Source organism: Photobacterium sp. GB-36 (genome assembly GCF_003026135.1).
Classification (GTDB): Bacteria; Pseudomonadota; Gammaproteobacteria; order Enterobacterales; family Vibrionaceae; genus Photobacterium.
In genome coordinates this window covers 163,905-184,204 of sequence record NZ_PYNY01000007.1, presented here as the reverse complement: position 1 = coordinate 184,204, position 20,300 = coordinate 163,905, and the positions used below count along the sequence as shown (strand labels likewise).

17 protein-coding genes are annotated in these 20,300 nt (G+C 40.9%); 9 read left to right on the top strand and 8 right to left on the bottom strand.

From position 1 onward, the window contains the following. Nucleotides 1-260 precede the first annotated feature (260 nt). The 5 genes from C9J46_RS09330 to C9J46_RS09310 form a co-directional block, all read right to left on the bottom strand. Entirely contained in the window at nucleotides 261-2,039 is a 1,779-nt protein-coding gene (locus C9J46_RS09330) for a bifunctional molybdopterin-guanine dinucleotide biosynthesis adaptor protein MobB/molybdopterin molybdotransferase MoeA (RefSeq protein ID WP_107290807.1), read from the bottom strand. Continuing rightward, nucleotides 2,026-2,619 (bottom strand): molybdenum cofactor guanylyltransferase MobA, encoded by a 594-nt coding sequence (gene mobA, locus C9J46_RS09325; RefSeq protein ID WP_107246623.1) that lies wholly within the window; start codon nucleotides 2,617-2,619, stop codon nucleotides 2,026-2,028. The genes C9J46_RS09330 and mobA overlap by 14 nt, the downstream gene beginning before the upstream one ends. Beyond that, nucleotides 2,606-3,307 (bottom strand): energy-coupling factor ABC transporter ATP-binding protein, encoded by a 702-nt coding sequence (locus tag C9J46_RS09320; RefSeq protein ID WP_107246625.1) that lies wholly within the window; start codon nucleotides 3,305-3,307, stop codon nucleotides 2,606-2,608. The genes mobA and C9J46_RS09320 overlap by 14 nt, the downstream gene beginning before the upstream one ends. Nucleotides 3,308-3,322: 15 nt before the next feature. Continuing rightward, a complete protein-coding gene (locus C9J46_RS09315; protein ID WP_107208190.1) occupies nucleotides 3,323-4,024 on the bottom strand; it encodes an ABC transporter permease in 702 nt (233 codons plus the stop codon). Between the two features lie 128 nt (nucleotides 4,025-4,152). Beyond that, a complete protein-coding gene (locus tag C9J46_RS09310) occupies nucleotides 4,153-4,977 on the bottom strand; it encodes a substrate-binding domain-containing protein (RefSeq protein ID WP_107208191.1) in 825 nt (274 codons plus the stop codon). A 273-nt stretch (nucleotides 4,978-5,250) separates the two neighbouring features. Here C9J46_RS09310 and C9J46_RS09305 point away from each other — a divergent pair, with 273 nt between their 5' ends. Both C9J46_RS09305 and C9J46_RS09300 read left to right on the top strand, forming a co-directional pair. Continuing rightward, on the top strand, nucleotides 5,251-6,702 hold the full coding sequence (locus C9J46_RS09305) for a sigma-54 dependent transcriptional regulator (RefSeq protein ID WP_107208192.1): 1,452 nt from the start codon (nucleotides 5,251-5,253) through the stop codon (nucleotides 6,700-6,702). 59 nt (nucleotides 6,703-6,761) lie between these two features. Further along, nucleotides 6,762-8,756, top strand: coding sequence for a cache domain-containing protein (locus C9J46_RS09300; protein ID WP_107290806.1), 1,995 nt, complete (start codon nucleotides 6,762-6,764; stop codon nucleotides 8,754-8,756). Between the two features lie 418 nt (nucleotides 8,757-9,174). Here C9J46_RS09300 and pbpG read toward each other — a convergent pair whose 3' ends face one another. After that, nucleotides 9,175-10,071, bottom strand: a complete 897-nt coding sequence (gene pbpG / locus C9J46_RS09295; RefSeq protein ID WP_107246631.1) for a D-alanyl-D-alanine endopeptidase — start codon at nucleotides 10,069-10,071, stop codon at nucleotides 9,175-9,177. Between the two features lie 608 nt (nucleotides 10,072-10,679). Here pbpG and C9J46_RS09290 point away from each other — a divergent pair. Then, nucleotides 10,680-11,138 carry a hypothetical protein gene (locus C9J46_RS09290; protein ID WP_107290805.1) on the top strand — a complete coding sequence of 153 codons (459 nt, stop codon included), beginning with the start codon at nucleotides 10,680-10,682 and terminating at the stop codon, nucleotides 11,136-11,138. Between the two features lie 124 nt (nucleotides 11,139-11,262). Here the strand turns inward: C9J46_RS09290 and C9J46_RS09285 are convergent, their stop codons facing one another. Next, on the bottom strand, nucleotides 11,263-12,174 hold the full coding sequence (locus C9J46_RS09285) for a helix-turn-helix transcriptional regulator (protein WP_107290804.1): 912 nt from the start codon (nucleotides 12,172-12,174) through the stop codon (nucleotides 11,263-11,265). Continuing rightward, nucleotides 12,174-13,055: a formate dehydrogenase accessory sulfurtransferase FdhD gene (gene fdhD / locus C9J46_RS09280; protein WP_107290803.1), complete on the bottom strand. Its 882-nt coding sequence runs from the start codon at nucleotides 13,053-13,055 to the stop codon at nucleotides 12,174-12,176. The genes C9J46_RS09285 and fdhD overlap by 1 nt, the downstream gene beginning before the upstream one ends. Before the next feature lie 311 nt (nucleotides 13,056-13,366). Between fdhD and C9J46_RS09275 the strand changes: the two genes are divergently transcribed. From C9J46_RS09275 to C9J46_RS09250, 6 genes are all read left to right on the top strand, one after another. Continuing rightward, complete coding sequence (locus tag C9J46_RS09275; protein ID WP_107290802.1) at nucleotides 13,367-13,861, top strand: DUF3305 domain-containing protein; 495 nt, start codon at nucleotides 13,367-13,369, stop codon at nucleotides 13,859-13,861. Beyond that, nucleotides 13,851-14,546: a DUF3306 domain-containing protein gene (locus C9J46_RS09270; RefSeq protein ID WP_107208199.1), complete on the top strand. Its 696-nt coding sequence runs from the start codon at nucleotides 13,851-13,853 to the stop codon at nucleotides 14,544-14,546. Before C9J46_RS09275 ends, C9J46_RS09270 begins: the two co-directional genes overlap by 11 nt. A gap of 300 nt (nucleotides 14,547-14,846) precedes the next feature. After that, a complete protein-coding gene (locus C9J46_RS09265; RefSeq protein ID WP_107290801.1) occupies nucleotides 14,847-16,502 on the top strand; it encodes a 4Fe-4S binding protein in 1,656 nt (551 codons plus the stop codon). 9 nt (nucleotides 16,503-16,511) lie between these two features. Then, nucleotides 16,512-17,129, top strand: coding sequence for a molecular chaperone (locus tag C9J46_RS09260; protein ID WP_005367775.1), 618 nt, complete (start codon nucleotides 16,512-16,514; stop codon nucleotides 17,127-17,129). A 97-nt stretch (nucleotides 17,130-17,226) separates the two neighbouring features. Continuing rightward, nucleotides 17,227-17,421, top strand: a complete 195-nt coding sequence (locus C9J46_RS09255) for a twin-arginine translocation signal domain-containing protein (protein WP_107208201.1) — start codon at nucleotides 17,227-17,229, stop codon at nucleotides 17,419-17,421. 13 nt (nucleotides 17,422-17,434) lie between these two features. Beyond that, nucleotides 17,435-20,293 carry a formate dehydrogenase subunit alpha gene (locus tag C9J46_RS09250; protein ID WP_107246638.1) on the top strand — a complete coding sequence of 953 codons (2,859 nt, stop codon included), beginning with the start codon at nucleotides 17,435-17,437 and terminating at the stop codon, nucleotides 20,291-20,293. Nucleotides 20,294-20,300: the final 7 nt, after the last annotated feature.

The following is a 20,300-nucleotide window of genomic DNA, read 5'->3' as shown; positions in this document are numbered from 1 at the left end:
TATGCTTAACAGCTATTTTTTTAATGTTTTAACCAGTAAATCTATGATTGTCGTGTATATCGATAAATTATTCGGTATTATCATTTATCTAGAGAATAAAGAAACATTTTGTTACAACTTAACATATAACGAAAGGTTTGTGTCGACTTCTAACGTGTAGAAGATGGGAAATAAAAAGGTAGCATGGAAGCTACATATAAAAATAAAAAAGCCAAGATACTTTAAGTAGCTTGGCTTTTTTATCATGGAGAGCTGAAACGTTACATGCGTATATCTAATGGAATGATGGTAACCTTATCACCGATTTCTGCATTTACTTGCTCTGGTGCTATTTCAATTAAGCAATTTGCTTCGCTCATCGAACGAAGTATGCCAGAACCTTGCGAGCCTGTACTTTTCACCACTAAACGGCCATTAGCATCAAAACTCGAAATACCGCGAGTATACTCAGTACGTCCTGGACGAGAGCGAAGTTTTTCAATCGCGATAGCTTGATGCGTTTTCGGCTGCCAATTGATAATGCCTTGCTGTTTTCTAATTGCTGGTTCAACAAATTGTAAGAATGCAACTATTACCGCGACAGGATTACCCGGTAGGCCAAAGAATGGCACGTTACCAATGGTTCCAAAAGCAAGCGGACGACCTGGACGCATATTAATACGCCAAAAGTTAATTCGGCCTAACTTCTCTAACACGCTTTTTATATAGTCCGCATCGCCGACAGATACACCACCAGAAGATAAGATCAAATCAGCTTTCGTGCTCGCTTGTATTAACGTTTTTTCAAGCGATGCTTCGTTATCATCAATAATACCGAGATCAACGACTTCACAGCCTAAGTGAGTGAGTAGGGCGTATAATGTATAGCGGTTTGAGTCATAGATGCAGTTTTGTTTCTGCGCTTCACCTGGTTGCTGAACTTCATCACCGGTAGAGAAAATCGCAACCCGGATAGGCTTGTTGATTACAATTTTATCAATACCTAGTGAGGCTACCATACCAAGTTCTGGCGCTGTGATAGTTGTTCCTGCAGCAACGGCAATTTGACCTAATGCCAGATCTTCACCTGCTTGACGTACGTTTTGACCAGCTTTAATGTTACCCATTGCTTTATCAAACGTGACCGTGTCACCTTTTTGGGTTGCTTGTTCACGCATAATGACGGTATCCGCACCTTGCGGAATAGGTGCGCCTGTCATTATGCGAACAGCTTCACCATGATGTAGTGGCTCATCGTAACTATGACCAGCAAGTACTTGACCAACAACCTGATAGCTATCACGCCCTATATCATCACCAGCAATAGCATAACCATCCATTGCAGAATTTGTATGTTGGGGGACATTGACTGGCGATAAAATATCTTGTGCGACAATTTGCCCTAGTGCTTGATGTAGACTCACAGATTCGCTGTTATGTAATGGCTTAATCTGTTCAAGAATTTTTTCTCGACCTTGAGTAACCGATAACATACCTGCTGGATTGATATCGCTACAGCTTAATGTTTGCGCTTCAGTGGTTGCACTGCTGTTCACGTAATCAATAACAAAGTCAGTAAGTTGATCAAGATTATTGATATCCATTTGTGGCAATGTGCTTTCAGCTGGGATATTCGCAGCGATGGCAATGATGTTGCTGTCTTCTGGGTGTAGCCAAGGTTTGCCGACTTCTTTGCGGTGTAATTCAATCTTAGGGAAATCGAGCTTTTTAAAACCTTCCACCAAAATGAGATCTAATTGGGTTTGATCGAGTTGGCTGAGTAAATAGGGAAGTTGTGCTTCTTCTTCTGGTGTTTCTGTCACCAGTGCGCGACGGTAGCGAGAAGAAATCAACATTTGGCTTGCGCCTGCTTTACGAAGGCGGTAGCTGTCTTTGCCTTCTTGGTCGATATCAAAATTATGGTGAGCGTGTTTTACCACAGCTACACGAAGTCCTCGCTCTACAAGTTTAGGCAACATTGCTTCAAGTAAAGTGGTTTTACCTGTACCGCTAAATGCAGCGAAACCAAGTAGCGGTAAAGAAGCGTTAATTTGACTCATGTAGCACTCCAAATTGAGAGAGTTCTTCAGGGGTATTAAGGTTTACAAAAGCATCGGCTTGATCACTAAAATCAACCGTGATCATATTACATTGACGGTAAAGCAGAATGATTTTTCTATCACCATTAGCGAGAAAGGCTTCAAGCTTAGGTAAAATGCGGCGGTGAACAAGTGTGACTACCGGTTGAATATGCTCACCATTATGAGCAACAGCAATATCGGTTTCTTCTGTACAAGCGTTTGCCATTCTTGCGACTAAATCATGTGGAAGCTGTGGGCAATCACAAGGCACAAAACCGATCCAGTCGTTATCGATATGAGAAAGTGCGGCATGCATCCCCCCCAAAGGGCCGGGGTAGTCTTTAATGGTATCCCCAAAGACTTCACCAAATTCAGCATAACGTTCATGGTTGCGGTTTGCATTGATGGTGACATGTGATGTTTGTGGGCGCAGCGTATCGATAACATGTTGAATTAATGGCTTATCAGCCAATTTAATTAAACCTTTATCATTGCCTCCCATGCGACTGGCTTGTCCACCAGCCAAAATAACCCACTGAGTTTGCTCAGGCGTAGGCATAGTTATCCTTATCTTTTTTAACAAGCTGCAAATCTGCACGCTCAATTAATTTTGTATCATTGATTGTCCACTGGCGACGACATAAGTCGGTTAGCTCATTATGTTGGTGGCTAGTGATGACAAGGCTAGAGCCTCGCTCTAATAAATCTTTTGCCAATACAACTTGTCGGCTGATGGATTCTTTATCCATACTTGCACTGGATTCGTCCATCAATAATACACTTGGTTTTAATACCCATGCACGTGCCATTGCTACACGTTGTCGTTCGCCGCCCGATAATACCGAGACATGTTCATCGGCAAGGGTTTCTAAGCCAACCATTCTTAAGGCATTAATGGCTTCATTACGGCGTTGTTGGCGATCTCTAACAATATATTTTAAGCCATAACAAACATTATCAAACACTGTTCCATCAAACATATAAGGGGTTTGATGCATGTAGATAATGCCATTTTGATAACAGCCTCCAAACAAACGACTTAACCAATGGTGTTGAGTATTAATTTTTCCAGTGGTCGGCTTTTGTAATCCTGCGAGTACTTTTAATAGCGTTGTTTTTCCAACACCGTTATCACCAGTAAGATAAATCGCATCTTGCGGCTCTAACTTTAACTGAGGAATATGGAAAAGTAGACGATGTTTAAAGCGAACAGAAAGATCTGTTGCCTCAATTGAAATATGCATCATATCAATACCCTCAGCTTAGTTCGTACGCAAGTGGGCTTTGCCACGAGAGAACGATAAAATAAAGTTTAGTCCGAGAGCGAGAAGTAATAAGACCATTCCCAAGGCGACACCTTGTGCAAACGCACCTTTAGAGCTTTCCAATGCAATGGCTGTCGGAATATTTCTGGTTGAATTTAAGATGTTGCCACCCACCATCATTGAGCAACCCACCTCAGTGATGATGCGACTAAAAGACGCAACAATGGCAGCTAATAGTGGAAAACGACTTTCCCACATAAGGCTCATTAGCGCGCGAGGGTAGCTTGCACCTAATGAAATAGCGGTTTCCCATGCGCGACGGTCACTATTTTGGAAGGCGGCATGCATCATAGATATCAAGATTGGAAAACAAATTAATATTTGCCCAAGAATCATCGCTCGCTGTGTAAACAGCATTTGCCAGTCACCTAAAGGCCCTGAACGCGATAGCAACATATACAACAATAAGCCAATAACAACAGTAGGAACGGATTGCAGTGTATTAACAAAAGAAAGGATTAGCCATCGACCTGGAAATTTGCCATAAGCAAGGGCGAAAGCAACCAATAAAGAGGGAATTAATACAATAGCAATGGCTAACAGAGAAACTGAAAAAGAAACACCAACAATGCCCCATAGCGAACTATCTCCACTGAACAAAAGTTGGATTGCTTGTTGCGTTGTTTGCCAAATATTCATTGTTATTTTATTTCTAATATTTAATTGGTTACGCCGAACATGGTCTTATTTCATTATAACAGAAGTGTTAATTAGATAAGAGCAAGTGTTCGGCGCAAAATGCTATAAAATCAAATAAAGTTGATTGTTTATTGCGTAATCGCATCTGCAACAAATAGTTGTTCACCATGACGTTGGTAATCGTTAATCATTTTTTGTGCTTTAGCGTTAACTAACCAATCGCTGAATGTTTTTGCACCTTGGTAGTTAATGTCAGGGTAACGGCTAGGGTTCACTAAGATCACTTGGTATGGGTTAAATAGACGTTTGTCACCCTGAACCATGATTTCTAGGTGCAGTTTATTTTGGTAAGCAAGCCATGTACCACGGTCAGTTAAAGTATACGCTTGTAATTCAGACGCCATGTTTAATGTAGGCCCCATACCTTGACCAACCGCTTTGTAACCACCGAAGTTTGGTTCCATTTTTGTCTGTGCCCAAAGGTTAAGTTCTTTTTTGTTGGTACCAGAATCATCACCACGAGAAACAAACACAGCCTCTGTTTCGGCAATGTTAACCAGTGCATTAGCAACGTCTTTATCACCTTTGATCTTTGCAGGATCTGCCTTTGGACCAACAAGTACGAAGTCGTTGTGCATTAGCTTGCGAGGAAGGATACCGAAACCACCATCAACAAATTTGGCCTCTGCTTTAGGGGCGTGAGTCATGACTAAATCAACATCACCATTTTCGCCCATGCGCAATGCTTTGCCTGTACCCGCAGCTAGAACTTCAACAGTGTAGCCCGTGTCTTTTTTAAACGCTGGTAAAAGGTAGTCAAGAAGCCCTGAGTGGTAAGTACTGGTTGTCGTTGCTAAACGAATTGTTTTGTTTTCCTTGTTATCGGTTGCAGCATGGCTAAGGCTTGCTGCGGCTAAGCTTAAAACAACTAAACTCGTTTTAAAAAAATTCATAAGGTTCCTTGATTTACAGATTCAACGTCAAATAAAAAGAGACAATTTGAGACCTTTCGTCCCAATAAATAGCTTATGCGCCTATAAGCAAATAAAATGCCAGAAGCGATAGGATTTAAAATATGTGAATATTTATTTCATAATACTTTGATTATAAACTGCTATTTTTTGTTTTTTGCGCTGCGTCATTATTCTGCTTCAAATCTATTTTGACTTTTATCTTCATGGTGAGACAAAATGTCGCATCTTTTTTATGGGTAATAATGTCCCTTTATGTCTGATCTTGAATTAAATACACCTTGGACTGCTGTTTCTGTATTGGTTGTCGATGATGAGCCGGGAATGCGTGCCATCTTAAAAAAAGCATTAAGTAAAAAGTTTGCTCAGGTTGATACTGCAGGCAGTATTGAAGAAGCGGAAGAAATAAGAAAACGCTGCCACTTTGATTTATTAATAGTAGATATAAATCTACCAGGGCGTTCAGGCATTGAATGGCATGAAGCGTTTGATCCAAATACACGCCGTAGCGATGTTATCTTTATGACAGGCTATGCAGATTTAGACATGGCGATTCAAGCACTACGCGCGGGGGCGTCAGATTTCATCTTAAAGCCGTTCAATTTAGAACAAATGATGCAGTCAGTAAGCCGTTGTATTGAACGTCGATTAGTCGAACGTCAAAACTTTGCACTCCAACGCGATGTAGAGCGCAGTTATCCCGTTGATATTATCGGGGATGCAGCAAGCACGCAAAAAATGAAAAAACTGATCACCCAATTAGCACCATCAATTGCCGCGGTATTGGTTGAAGGGGAATCTGGAACCGGTAAAGAGCTGGTGGCGCGTGCCCTTCATCAGTTAAGTAAACGTACCGGACCATTTGTACCTCTTAACTGTGGTGCGATTGCACCTGATTTATTGGAAAGTGAACTGTTTGGTCATGTTTCTGGTGCATTCACAGGTGCTAAAAAAGGGCGTGATGGTCTATTTCGGGTAGCAAATAACGGCACACTGTTTTTAGATGAAATTGGTGAAATGCCGTTATCCATGCAATCTTCGTTATTACGCGCGCTTGAGCAAAAAGCAATACGACCTGTAGGCGCTGAGCGAGAAGTGAATGTTGATGTGCGTATTGTGGCAGCAACGAATAGGAATTTGAAAAAAGAAGTAGAAGAAGGGCGCTTTCGTCAAGATTTGTACTATCGCTTAAATGTGCTCACCATTGAATTGCCCGCATTACGTGAACGTATAGAAGATATTCCAGCGTTAGCTCACCACTTTACACAGCAGCTTTCGAAAGATTTAGGAATGAAGCCAATTAATTGGGCACATGAAGATATTCTAGCAATGCAAGCTTATCAATGGCCGGGTAATATTCGTGAATTACGTAATATGATGGAACGTTGTATTTTATTGGGTAAATCACCTTTTGAATATTGGCAGGAATTAAATGGGGATGTACCTGTAATACCATCGCCCGAGAAAACGTCGATCGTATTGAAGAGTGATGAGAAGCGACCATGTCAATGTCACGATGGTGAACAAGAGCAATATTGTTACCCAGTAGATTGGACGTTAAAAGATGTCGAAAAAGCACATATTATGCAGGTAGTAGATTCAAACGAGGGTAATAAGTCTGCGGCAGCTCGTCAGCTTGGTGTAGCGCGTAAAACGTTAGAGCGTAAATATAAAGAATGGGCTGAAGAGTCGGCATCATGCGAATAACCAAAGCATTAATGCATCCTAAAGCTTTTATATTGTTATGGCTAAGGCGGTTTCGAACCATGGTTCGTTATCGTCTATTAGTCCTAACGTCTGTACCTATTATCATCACATTAATTGCGTTAATTGCCTTAACTTTTTATTGGACAGTCACTTACACTTGGCAAAATGCGTTAATGAACGTAAGAGCGGATTTAGCTGTTGCTCATCATAGTATGGAATTATTACAAAAAGAGCAGCGTATGAAATTGCAGTCAATGGCTGACTCTTACGATTTCCAATATCGTTTACGTTTTGATGAATCCTCTTTAAGTCACTGGGTACGCACTGAAAACCAGCAATATAATCTGGATTTTATCGTGCTTCATCCTGCATCAGCATTAGGCGAGTTCTCTAAGCAAGAGCGCCGTTTTTTACTCGAAGGAAAAGTGCAAACATTTTTTCAGGTACTAGATCGTAGAGCACTAGCAGCATTGAATAGTGATTTACCTGCTCGTGCGCAAGTGCCACTGCTCAAAGAACATAAGATAGAGCAGAAGGGGTTAGTGAGTCGAAGTTTGATCCCTATTTTTAATGATAAAGGGCATCTTCAATGGATTCTTGATGGCGGTATATTACTCAATAATAGTACGGAACTGGTTGATCGAATTCGTGATTTAGTTTTTGCGTCTGATACGTTACCGACGGGCAGTATTGGCACTGTAACTATCTTTATGAATGATGTTCGTATTAGTACGAATGTACCATTAGATAGTAAAAATCTGGTTGGGCGAGCGGTTGGTACTCGGGTATCAGATGAAGTGAGCCGTGAAGTAATTACGTTTGGAAAAACCTGGGTTGATAGAGCTTATGTCTATGACAGTTGGTATGTTTCTGCTTATGAACCGTTACGCGATATAAACGGTAAAGTGATTGGTATGCTTTATGCGGGCTATTTACAATGGCCACTGATCAGAACCTTTTTAACGAATATTATTGAGCTTGGCATTGGTATTATTTTGGTGCTGATTATCTCTGGTTTTGTCGTTTATCGGGGCTCTCGTGATCTGTTTTTACCGATTGAAAAAATTTATCAGGTAGCCAAATTAGTACAGATGGGATTTGAGCGTCGAGTAGGTAAATTAGATGTTTACCCTGATCACGAACTGCAAATTTTGGGGAATCAGTTTGATACCATGCTGGATCAGCTTGAACAGCGTAATCAAGTGATAAAGCAGGCTGCAGTGGAATTAGAAGAAAAGGTCGAGCAACGTACGCATAGTTTACATCATAAAACTGAAGAACTAGAGCAACATATTAAATTGCTGAATCAAGCAAGATCTAAGCTGGTGGTGAGTGAAAAATTAGCCGCCTTGGGTGAACTGACTGCTGGTATCGCCCATGAAATTAATAATCCATTAGGGGTTATCTTGGGTAATGTGGAATTGATCCAATTTGAGTTAGGGGATAATACGCTTCAAGTTCAAGAAGAGTTAGATGCAATCCATGCACAAATTGACCGTATACGTAATATTACTCGAAGTTTGTTGCAATACAGTCGTCAAGGTGGCGTACAAAATGAAGTGACATGGCATCACCTGAACCAGATTGTTGAAGAGAGTTTAACCTTAGTACGTTCAGGCACAAAAAAACTATCCGTTACTTTTGTTGTTGAACTAAATGCGAAATGCAGCGTGGAAGTTAATCGCCACCAATTATTGCAAGTGCTAGTGAACCTTCAAATGAATGGTATTCATGCCATGGACGATAAGGGGCGATTAATCATTAGAACTGAAGATTGGATTGATGAGCAGGGGAAGTCTATTGGTGCAATTGTTCGTATAACTGATCATGGCTGTGGTATTGCGAAAGAAAATTTAGAGCGAATATTTGATCCATTCTTTACTACTCGTCGTTCAGGTACTGGGCTTGGTCTCTCTGTTAGCCAAAGTTTAATTGAAGATATTGGTGGAGAGATAACGGTTGAATCTGAGGTGGGTAAAGGGACAACGTTCTCTGTCTATTTAAGACAAAAAGCGTCAACAGATAATGATCTAGATTTATTGATGATGTCTTAGTTTCATTACAACAAAAGCCCCTTGGTATTTTTTCATTTAAGTAAGAGAAAATACCAAGGGGCTTTTTGTTATATGTCTATTTAGAAATTACATAAACGATAAGCCAATAACTAGAATGGCTAGAGAGGTAAGAGATATACGAGTTATTAAACTAAGATGGGTGGGATTAATCATTTCTTGATGCTGCATAGACACTCCTTTTATTTACTCTAACTTAAGCATAGTTGAAGAGTGTTGTAGGCGTGCGTTTTTTGTTAAAAAATAAAAGGCTAGGTAATTGGTAAGGAAAATTCTTATTACGGGCTAAGCAGCATCACCACAAACATCGAAGGTTTTTAATGCTATGTTCATGATAGTTTTAAAAGCAAAAAGCCAGCAATAGATGCTGGCTTATACTTATATCAATTAACAGTAAAGATTATTTCGTTAATTCTTTTAGTTTCTGTTGTTGGTAGTATTTTGCATCAGCACTAATTGGTTTGCTTTTACCCGTTTGTAGCCATTGCTTAATACGGCCTGCATCACCAATAGGTGTTAATTTGCCTTGAGAATCTAACATAACCATTAGGATTTTCTTACCATCAATTGTTGTTACCATACCTAAGCAACGACCAGCTTCATCTAGGTAACCTGTTTTGGTTAAGTTAACCGTCCACTTCTTACCACGCGCTAAGGCGTTTGTATTGGTGTAGCCAAGTTTGTAATTAGGTTTACCAAAGTAAGCGGTATGCACAGGTGTTGTACTGTACTTACGAATTTCAGGGTATTTGTAAGCAGCGCGTACCATCTTAGCGACATCTGATGCTGTCGAGTGGTTATGAGGGTCAAGGCCTGAGCTATCAACAAAATGCGTATTGGTCATCCCCAAAGATTTAGCTTTTCGGTTCATCGCTTTAATGAATGCCTTGTAGCCGCCAGGGTAGTTTCCTGCAAGTGTTGCTGCTGCTAGGTTTTCAGATGACATTAAAGCAATATGAATTGTCTCACCACGGCTTAGGGTAGAGCCCATACGAATACGTGTATATGTATTGTACATGTGCTCTTTATCAGTAGGAGTAAACGTTAGTTTTTCGTTAAGTGGGAGTTTTGCATCCAGTGTTACCATCGCTGTCATTAACTTAGTTAATGAAGCAATTGGCATTTTTACATTTGAATTTTTTTTGTACAGTGTCTTTCCTGTACTGAGGTCTATCACATAATTACTGACTGATGCCGTTTGTAACTTATTAGGATCCAGCTTACTGGTGTTGATGCTAGCCACGGAAGAGAAGCTTATACTAGCAAGAGTAAAAAACAGAATAAAAGCGTTACGCACAACGGCTCCTTGAAAATGCAAAGGGAAATAATAACAGTATTGTTAATGTCGCTATTGTCGACTTAACCTGTACTGTTAGGCAAGTCATGTTTATGTAAATAGGCCATTTATTCGCACCAAAAATTATCAATGAGTGAATATTTGTAATGAAACATTATTCAATAAAATAAAAAGTGACTGAGTAATACAGGGGATCGTTGTAAACAAGGCAATGGCTATCAGTTTTGAGTAAGCAAATCTTAATTTATGATTGCATGCTATTGTTGCTGCTCATTAAATTTTATCATTTTGATGGTTTATTTTCGAGGGCGTATTTCGTGGGTTATGGTGTTTTGATTGCATTTTTGTGACTATTTAAAAAGTAGATACGAATGAAACATAGGATAATTATGATTAAGTCATTAAGTAGATTGTCTGAAGTGTAAGTTTGAACAATCGTGTGAAGGACTTAAAGAAACACAGATATTTCTAGACTAGATAAAGAGTCGATATAATGTGATCTATTACGAATATAAATATCTATTGACATAAAATTAACAAACGAAAGGTGAGAAATAGCGGTCAATTAGTTAGGGTCTTTCAATTAAATTCTATTCATTGGACTTACTATGCTTGCTCGTTGTTTACTTATCGTTTCTGTATCACTGATGTCGTTATCATCTAACGCATCAATTGACGATTCAGATTTAAATGATATTAAAAACAGTATTGAAAAGTCACAAGATACAATGCATTACGTTCGGACTGTATCGGGCTCGATCCCTGTACCTATGCCTAAACATAATGAAGATAAACCAGCTTATAGTTACTATGAAATCGTCTCTTATGACATTTATAGTAGTCAAGGTGGAAAGCGTATGATCCAAGCGGTAATCACAAACCATTCCGGCGGCGGTATTGCACTTAAACCTAAGCAGGTCAAAGCGTATTTCAGCAATAATACCTATGTTGAACCGACACGAATTGAGCAAAAGGGAAAATTTGCACAAGGTGAAACAAAGTCAGTGACCTTGTATTTTGGTGAAACAGACGCTTCTATTATTGGTTTGCTTACTCGTTCTTATTAATTCTTTTTAACTAATAGTGATGCGGTTTTAAACTGAATGGAAAAAGCCCTGATAATCATCATGCATTATCAGGGCTTTTTATTATCCAGCGACTTTCAGGGTATGTTGTTAGCTATTAGCTGACTTAGTTAGCACTCCATACCTGTTTACCTGTACGTGCAAAGTTATAACCACCGAGTGCTTTACCGTGAGCTTGAACATCTTCCTCTGAAATCGCTTGCAGCAATTGTTGCTGTAGTGTTCTAAAGTAAATGTTCTTTGGGATCACCAATTCAAACGCTTCGGTACATAGTGGAATAAAGCCTAAGCCAAATTCACCCGCCGTACTTTGGCTAGCGCAGCCCACATCAGCCTTACCACGAGCAACAGACGAGGCAAGTTCACGTTCACTGTTACACACATCTGATTGATTAAGCATAGAAAGATTATAAGCGTGACCGTGTAACCATTCATCTAACGCACGCATGCTACCTGCACCTTCTTGACGTAGTGCCCAGCTCCAGCGAGAAGATAGTAATTCAGGCAGTTGGATAGATTTTGAATTTACCGCTTCTGCTAACTCTTTACTGACCACTAAGCCTTGTTCACGTTCAAAGGCATGGACTAATACCCAGTTTTTATGCCCTTGGTATTGTTGTAATAGTGCAGGGTGACGCAGGCTAGCTTCTTCTGCATTTCCCCAGTGAATGGCGCACATATCAACGTGGCCTTTACTTAACATGGCTAAACCTTGTCGTGTACCCGTTGAGGTATAACCAACTAATGCGGTACTGCCTAATTGGTTAGCCATCTTACCTACCACCATTTGTAATAGTGGATCGTCTGAGCCGGCAATTAATAATCGATCGGTTAACACACCGTTATGGCAAGACTCTAATAGCCATTTATCCAACATTGCTTTAGGAAATAACCATTTCCCTGTCACTTTTGTTGCTGGAAGTAAGCCATCGTTAGCAAGGGCATAGACTTTCTTCTCATTAAGATCTAAATATTCTGCGACAAGTTTCGCGTTCATGAATTCAGGAAAGTCAGCCATTAATTTTGCTCTTTATTAGAAGAAGGTTGCTCTGTTTTCTTCGATTGCTGAGAGGTATCAGCACCTTTCACATCAAGAATAAGATTCTGACCGCCATTATAAACTTGGAAGCGATGACCTTTAGCGCGGGCTATCATAGTAATACCGAGCTTCTGCGCTAACTCATAGCCCATTTGTGTTGCACCAGAGCGGGATAGAAGTACGGGAATACCCATCTGTGCGACTTTAATTACCATCTCTGAGGTTAAGCGGCCTGTGGTGTAGAAAATCTTATCTTCGCCCGTTTCGCCTTTTAGCCACATTTCACCGGCTAGGGTATCAACAGCGTTATGGCGACCTACATCTTCGACAAACGATAAGATTTCTGTATTACGGCAAACGGCACAACCATGAACGGCACCTGCAGCCTTGTACGTTTCATTGTGGTGAGTTAGCGCTTCAAGCAGCCCATACAACATAGATTGTTTTATTTGTACTTGCGGTAGTGTCACGTTTTCTAGCTTTTTCATTACGTTACCAAACATAGTGCCTTGACCACAGCCAGAGGTAACGGTTTTTTTCTCTAATTTCTTTTCTAAGCCATGGGTATTTTCACGGGTGATCACCGCCGCTGAATTGGTATCCCAATCAATAATCACAGATTCAATGGCATCAATATCTTCGATAAAGCCTTGGTTCTTTAGATAACCGAGCACAAGTGCAGAAGGTCGTTCACCTAGGGTCATCAGGGTAACGATCTCAATCCAATTCAAATAAACCGTTAGGGGATGCTCACACGCAATTTCTTTGGTTTGAAGATCACCGTACTCATCCATGATTTCCACAGACATTGTCTGCTTAACGGCGGATTTAGTTTTTATAATTTTAGGGAGTTGGCTCATTAGGATATCCAGTGGTTACAAGAAACGTATCGAGATTTCAAATAAGTCCGTCAAAATACACACAATGATACTAAGCTCAATAAGTAGCATTAAATGGCATGTATTAAGGCAAATAAGTTTATCTCTAACGCATTAAAGCAAATATTGTTCCATAAATTCCATTTACGGATTGAAAGAGGCTACTGGTTGCCATTATTGGCGATATTTTGATTTATATTTCGCACTTGGTCTAAATTTTGCTTATTACGGACGAATATTCTCAACATACCGCGATAAGCGAGTGTGTAAAAAGCAAGATGTAAGGAGTCATTGTGCCAGAACAAGTAAAGCTAGAAATAAAGAAAGATGAAAGTATTTGGCCTATTTATTTTCGACTTCAAGCAGAAGAGAAACAAGTTGGGCGTTGGACGACATACGCATGGACGATTGAAGATCTTTGTTTGAATGGTGAACAAGACTCAAACGTAGCACTTGTAGAAATCGGTGCTGGTAATTACATGCTGCCGTTAGAATTATTTCGTGATGAACGTATGGAGTATCGCTTTAACTTAAACGCACAAGATCCGCATTTATTTTTTGTTTGTGCTGAAGAAGATGAACAACTTAAACCTGTATTAATGACGGCAGCTCAAGGGGTTGCAGCGCGTTATATGGATGGAGATTATGTTGTTCTTCACATTCACATCCCATTGCCTATTCAAGTCTGGATGGAAGCGTATCTTGGACGACACGGTGAATTAGAAGAGTGTAAACGTCGAGGCGGCGGTAAAGGTAAAAAGCAAAAAGGGCGTTCAAGTGGCAACTGATTTTTTTCAACGTTGGTCTCAAAGAAAATTAACCAAAACAGAAGATAAATCTGTAGGTGAGACATTAACTCTCGAAAGTACTGAAACGGCCCCTGAACAAGATGTGGTTGTTACCGAAAATACGGCTATTCATACAGATATTTCTGAATCTATTGAAACGGACAAAACATTAGATAATCAATTAGATAAAACTGATTTAGTCGCTGATGACACCCCTGATATTGCACTGACGCATGATGATGTATCAACCGTGACTTACGATTCTGGCGTTGCATCATTTATGAAAGAGTCGGTTGAGAAATCAGTTAAGAAAGCAGCATTACGTAAGTTATTTCATTCAGAAGAATTTAATTATATCAGTGACATGGATGATTGCACTGAAGACTTTAGCAACATCCCAACGTTAGATCCTGCCATCGCTTCTCAAATGCGTGGTTGGGTAAATCAAGCGGTAGAGAAAGTAACTGATATGGTTGAAGATTTAAGCAGTGAAACGATGTACAACTCTGAGTTAGATAATAAGGCTGAACAGTCTGAATTAGCGCTAACAGCAACAGAGCAAACATCCTTAACTTCTCAAGATACTCTCCAGTCAACAATATCTTCATCTACGGATAATGGTGCTGAGGATGAAACTAACCCTACAACGGTTTCTCCAGAGAAAAATTCAGCACAAGAGATTTAAATTTATAGAGTGAGACAAAAAGGGAACTAAAACCTTATTAAATGTTGGGACATTTTGGCGCGATGGGTCTTTTGCGCTAGGACAAAATGTCTCAATGCTGGTGGGTGTAATTATCCACCTCCGACTTTAGTTCCTTTTAAGTCATTTTATTCCGTGAAAAGTTGGATCGGTTATTGCTCTATATAGAGTGGAAGAAGCCAAAAACGAAAGTCAGATTTTATTGTAGAAAAACTTTAAGACATAACTTCGTTACTTCTTCAATCGGCACTGACTAGCGGTGACGGGCAAACAGGAATAAGAATGTTAAAAAGTACACTAGAAGCATTTTCTGATACAAACGGTAAAGCGCGTGCTGCTGCCATTAATGGCACAGTAGAGCTAACAAATTTAATTCCACCTACGGTTACCTATGAGAGCCGTGGGGATTTGTTGATCGTGGGTACTCAGGAAAACATCATTGCACTTGCTGAACAGTTTTCAGAACTTAATAGCGTCACCTTGCTGTCAACGGATGCAACAGGCGAAAAATCAAGCTTGTCTAATCTTTACTTTAGCCATGACGTATCAGCAAAAGGTTATCTTGGCGCGTTTGAAGTAACTTGTCAGGTTGCAGGTCAATTGACCAAAGCGAATTTAGCAAAAGTGGCTATCGGTCGTGATTGCTTTGATTTGATCTTAGATATGACAGAAAACGGCATTATGTCGTTAGAAATTCCTGCGCCGGGTTATTACGCGGTAGGTAGTCGTAAAGATAAACTGGCTCAGCTGGTGGAAGAACTACCGGCTATGATGGGGACTTTTGATAAACCTAAATACTTTCGCCTAAATCCTGATCTTTGTGCGCATTCATCGCGTGGTGTTTCAGGTTGTGATCGTTGTTTAGATGCATGTCCTGCTGGTGCGCTAAGCAGTGATGGGGTAGAAATTGCGATTGATCCTTACCTTTGTCAGGGTGTTGGCACGTGTGCTACAGCTTGTCCAACAGAGGCGATCACATACGCATTACCTGATCCTCAAAATACACAAAACTTTGTTCATCGTGTTCTTACTCGTTATAAGCAAGAGGGCGGTGAGAAACCAACATTACTTTTGTACGGCAATCGTGATGAGAAAGCGGTGACTGCTGCATTAGCAACGTTTCCAAGTTCAGTTATTGCGATTGCATTAGAAGAGCTTGCAACTGTTGGTGTTGATACATGGTTTAGTGCATTGGTTTATGGTGCGCATCAAGTTCTTCTTGCGACTAACACAAAATATATTCCTGCCACGATTGATCGTGTTTTATCGAATGAGCTTGCAATGGCTCAACGTTTCTTAACCGAAATGGGTTATGACGCTGATCGTATTTGTCTGTTTGATTTTAGTGATGTTGAAAACTTTGTTTCTTATGACGATGCACTAGTTTCTCCTGTTACAGAGGCTTTAACTGGCTCTAAACGTGAAAAACTATTTACTTCACTTGAAATGCTTTACACCGAAGCGAGTACAAAACCAGAACAATCTTCCGTTGTAGAAAAAGCGCCTTATGGTTCTGTTTCATGTGACACAACGGATTGTACGTTATGTATGAGTTGTGTGGCAGTTTGTCCAACTCGCGCTTTACATGCCATTGGTGATCGTCCAGGACTTCTATTTATTGAAGAGGACTGTGTTCAATGTGGTATGTGTGAAAAAGCATGTCCTGAAAAAGTCATTTCATTAGAACCTCGTTTTAATTGGGATTGGCATGCTCGTAAAGAAGCGCGTCTTGTTCATGAAGAGCCTGCGGCTTGTTGTATCAGTTGTGGAAATGCATTTGCGCCAGCATCTATGGTGAAAATGTTAACTGAAAAACTTCAAGGACATTCTCACTTCCAAGGTGATGCTATTCGTCGTTTATCCATGTGTGAAGATTGTCGTGTTCGCGATATTTTCGAACAAATGGAAAAAGATCCAGAAAGTCAGGCTCGAGTTTAAGGAACGAAGATGGAAACAATTGCTATGAGCCCAGCTCAAACGTCATTGAATGAAGACGCAGTACTTCGTATTGAAATTTATAACATGCTTGCACATTTATTTCGTCAAGCGCCTGATCAAAATGTATTGAATTTTTTGGCTGATATAGATGTTGATACGGCTAATAAACCTCAACAATCTACTATGTCTGCTGCTTGGCCTTTACTGAAACTTGCAGCACAAAAGAGCATGCCACTTGCAGTTGAAGAAGAATATCAAGATGTCTTTATTGGTATTGGTCGCGGTGAAGTTGTGCCTTTTGGATCATGGTATTTAACAGGTTCATTAATGGAAATGCCTCTGGCTTATCTTCGACGAGATCTTAAGCAATTAGGATTTGAACGTGATGAGTCAGTGAAAGAACCGGAAGATCATATTGCGGCTTTGCTTGAAGTGATGGCAATGCTAGTTGAAGGCGGCGATGAGCACCTTCAAAAAACGTTCTTTAATCGTCACTTAGCTGAGTGGTGTGAAAAGTTCTGTACCGATGTTAAAGCTGCTAACAGTGCTGTTTTTTATACCGCTGTTGGTGAGCTCGCTTTGCAGTTCTTAACTGTAGAGAAAACACGCTTTTTAGAATCAAAATAATCCCTATACGTTGCTTGCAACGGTTTGATTCAAAGCAATAAAACTAAGGCAAAAACCCATCGTAACTTATTTTAGTGACGATAAAGGAGCAAACTTTATGAGTGAGCAAAAAACCAATGAAAGCCGTCGTCAATTGTTGAAAAACATTGGCTTAACAGTGGCTGCTGGTGCTGTTGCTGCTGGAACGACAACAGCAGTTCAAGCTGTTGAAAAGTCAGAAGAGAAAAAAACAAAAACAACTAAAGGTTATCACGAGACCCAACACATTCGTGATTACTACAACACTTTGTAAGGCGGAGCTCTAAATGAAACTTACTAAACGTTCCGATAAAGTGAGCAAAGCAGAAAACCAACTGGGTATTTCTCGTCGTTCTTTTATTCGTAATACATCTCTAGCTGCGGCTGGTGGCGTTGCAGGTGCAAGCATGTTTGCACCAGGTATGATGAAAAAAGCAGAAGCTGCATCAGAAGATGTGTACGACGCGCCTAAAGTGGTTAAACGTACTATTTGCTCACACTGTTCAGTGGGTTGTGGTATTTACGCAGAGACGCAAGATGGTGTCTGGACTCACCAGGAACCCGCTTTTGATCACCCTTTTAATGCTGGTGGACACTGTGCGAAAGGCGCAGCACTTCGTGAACATGGTCACGGTGCACGTCGCGTAAAATACCCAATGAAACTTGTTAATGGCAAGTGGAAGAAACTGAGCTGGGAACAGGCGTTAGATGAAGTTAGCCAACAAGTGCTTAAGATCCGTGAAGAATCAGGCCCAGATTCTGTTTACTTCCTAGGTTCTGCAAAACATAACAACGAACAAGCTTACATGTTCCGCAAAATGGTTTCTATGTGGGGCTCGAACAACGTTGACCACCAAGCGCGTATTTGTCACTCAACAACAGTGGCAGGTGTAGCGAACACTTGGGGTTACGGTGCAATGACTAACTCGTTAAACGACATGCATAACTGTAAGTCGATGTTATTCATTGGTTCAAACCCAGCTGAAGCTCACCCAGTAGCAATGCAGCACATCCTTATCGCGAAAGAAACGAACAGCTGTAAGATTGTGGTTGTCGATCCACGCCGTACACGTACTGCGGCAAAAGCAGATCACTACGTTTCACTTCGTCCAGGTACTGACGTTGCTTTTGTATGGGGGGTGCTATACCACATCTTCAACAATGGCTGGGAAGATAAGGAATTCATCCGTCAACGTGTATACGGTATGGACGAAGTTCGCGCAGAAGTGGCGAAATGGAATCCAAAAGAAGTTGAGCGCGTATCTGGCGTGCCAGAAGATCAAGTTTATCAAACAGCGAAAATGCTGTCTGAAAACCGTCCTGGTTGTGTTGTTTGGTGTATGGGTGGTACTCAGCATACAACAGGTAACAACAACACACGTGCTTACTGTATCCTTGAACTTGCACTTGGCAATATGGGTAAATCAGGCGGCGGTGCAAACATCTTCCGTGGTCACGATAACGTACAGGGCGCAACAGACTTTGGCGTGCTTTCTGACAACCTGCCTGGTTACTACGGCCTATCTGAAGGAGCTTGGAAACACTGGGCACAAGTGTGGGATGTAGACTACTCATGGCTACAAGGTCGTTTCGACCAAAACACTTACAACGGCAAAAAACCAATGAACAGTGCGGGTATTCCTGTCTCTCGTTGGATCGACGGTGTGTTAGAAAACAAAGATAAGATTGAACAGCGCGATAACATCCGCGCCATGTTCTACTGGGGCCATGCTGTAAACTCACAGACTCGTGGTCCTGAAATGAAAACTGCGATGGAAAAACTGGATATGATGGTTATCGTTGACCCATATCCAGGTGTTGCCGCTGTAATGAATGGTCGTACAGACAATGTATACCTATTCCCAGCGACTACGCAGTTTGAAACATACGGCTCAGTAACAGCAACTAACCGTTCTATTCAATGGCGTGATCAAGTTATCGAACCGCTATTTGAATCGAAACCTGATCACGAAATCATGTACTTGCTTTCTAAGCGTCTTGGTTTTGCAGATCAATTATTTAAAAACATTAAAGTTGAAAATAACCGCCCACACATTGAAGACATTACACGTGAATTCAACAAAGGTATGTGGACGATTGGTTACACAGGTCAAAGCCCTGAGCGTCTAAAAGAGCACCAACAAAACTGGCATACATTCAACCGTACTTCTCTTGAAGCGATTGGTGGCCCAGTGAACGGTGAAACTTACGGTCTACCTTGGCCTTGTTGGGGTACGCCTGAGATGAAACACCCAGGTACACACATTCTTTATGATACATCTAAGACGGTGGCACAGGGTGGCGGTAACTTCCGTGCACGTTTTGGTGTTGAGCACAATGGTGTAAGCCTATTGGCTGACGATAGCTACTCATTAGGTTGTGAGCTAGAAGATGGTTACCCAGAGTTTACCGCTAAGATGTTAAAGCAACTTGGTTGGTGGGACGATCTAACAGCAGAAGAGAAAGTGGCTGCTGAAGGCAAAAACTGGAAAACTGATCTTTCTGGTGGTATTCAGCGTGTAGCGATTAAACACGGTTGTATTCCATATGGTAACGCCAAAGCACGTACTGTGGTTTGGACATTCCCAGATGCAGTGCCTATTCACCGTGAGCCACTGTACACACCTCGTCGTGATCTTCTTCCTGAGTACCAAACTTGGGATGATAAAGCACACTTGTTCCGTCTACCAACACTGTACAAGTCAATTCAAGACAAAGATGTATCAAAAGAATATCCAATTATTCTCACATCTGGTCGTTTGGTTGAGTACGAAGGTGGTGGTGAAGAAACGCGTTCAAACCCATGGCTTGCAGAGCTACAAAAAGAAATGTTCGTTGAGCTTAACCTAAAAGATGCAAACGATCGTGGCATTAAAGATGGCGAGATGGTTTGGGTTGAAGGTGCAGAAAAAGGCCGTATTAAAGTGAAAGCGATGGTAACCCCACGTGTTCGTGAAGGCTTAGCATTCTTACCATTCCACTTCGGTGGCGAATTCGAAGGTGAAAGCCTACGTAGTCATTATCCAGAAGGATGTGCGCCTTATGTTTCTGGCGAAGCTGCTAACACAGCAACGACATACGGTTACGATCCAGTAACTCAGATGCAAGAAACAAAAGTCACCCTTTGTAATATCTCTAAAGCGTAAGGAGTCA